This window comes from Amycolatopsis sp. NPDC004772 (genome assembly GCF_053601215.1).
Genome location: NZ_JBSGBK010000184.1, coordinates 1 through 1,257, shown reverse-complemented (window position 1 = coordinate 1,257; position 1,257 = coordinate 1). Strand labels below are relative to the sequence as shown.

Annotated in this window: 1 protein-coding gene; it reads right to left on the bottom strand. The window is 69.1% G+C overall.

Features of this window, described 5'->3' with window-relative positions:
* Window positions 1-77: 77 nt before the first annotated feature.
* Window positions 78-1,031: a hypothetical protein gene (locus ACWEF6_RS42895; protein WP_449688192.1), complete on the bottom strand. Its 954-nt coding sequence runs from the start codon at window positions 1,029-1,031 to the stop codon at window positions 78-80.
* Between the last annotated feature and the right edge of the window lie 226 nt (window positions 1,032-1,257).

Genomic DNA, 1,257 nt, shown 5'->3' with positions numbered 1-1,257 from the left:
CGGTGCGTTGGACGCACCGAACGCCACATTGGGTGCGCTGGACGCAACCAACGCCACATTGGGGCGCTTGTGGCGAGCTAATGGCGGCAGCTCACTGGTGGACGAGGGCGCCGTTGTGCCGCCGCGTAGGCCGAGCGCAGGTCGGCGATCACCCGGTCCGGCTCGGTCCGCAGGTGGATCGGCAACGTCTGCAGGAAGGTGATCCCGGCCGCGGTGTACCGGGCGTTCCGGGCCAGGGTGTCGGAGTAGCCAGTTCCCTCGCTGTGCCACTTGCGGGAGTCGATCTCCCAGGCGAACGCGATGTCGTCGCACCACGCGTCCGGCTTGGCGATGAAATCACCCCGCTCGTCGAAGATCCGGACGTTCCATTCGGCCGGTGGCAGCTCAGCGAGTTTCCAGATCTCCCAGGCTTCGGCCTCGGCAACCGATTCCGCGCCGCCGAGGATCGCCTGGAGGGCTCGTCGGGCCAACGCCGAACCGCGTTGGCTGCCGAGGCGGAGCTCCTTGTCGAGTTGTTCCGGCGTGCAACGCCTGCGCTGTACGGCCTCCGCAAGCAGTGCCTGCACGGTGTCGAAGTCCCGGAAGCGGCGTACCGCATCGAGTGCGGCTCGGTACACCGGCGCGACAGGTAGTCCGTCTCGCATGATCGAGTCGGGCAGCCGGGCCGTCCGTTCGACGACGACAAAGCCGCTACTGGTGATCTCGCGCTCGTCCGGGACGAGGATGTGCACATCGTCGGGCTGCGGGAATTCCCGCAGCCCGTGTCTTCGCAACGCCCAGAGTCCGGTGAGCACCGCCGAGGCGCCGCCGCGGATGAGTGCCGCTTGCAAGCGCTGTTCGTCGTTCGGCTCGGTCGGATGCAGCAAGATGATTCCCGGCAACAGCCGTCGCCAGGGACCACCGGGCAGGCAGCGGCGATAGACGCTGCTGCGTCTCATGCCGATCTCCTCGAGTTCGGCGGTGCGGACGACAGCCGGATTGTCTTTGTGGCCGGCAACGAGTGGGTGCCGTGCCCAGATTCCCCTCTTCACGCTTCCAAGGATCAGCGCACTCGCCGGTGAAAAGCCAGCTCAGGGCGTCGCGAACGGGCCGTTCGCGACGCGTTTGGCCGAAAATCAGCCGTTTGTGGCGTCCCGGCTCATGCGCCCCAATGTGGCGTGGGGGGGGGGGGGGGGGGGGCCCCCCCCCCCCGTAGGGGGGGGAGGGGCCACGCCCAACCCAGGGGGGGCGGGGGCGGCGGCGGGGGGCGGGCGCGGC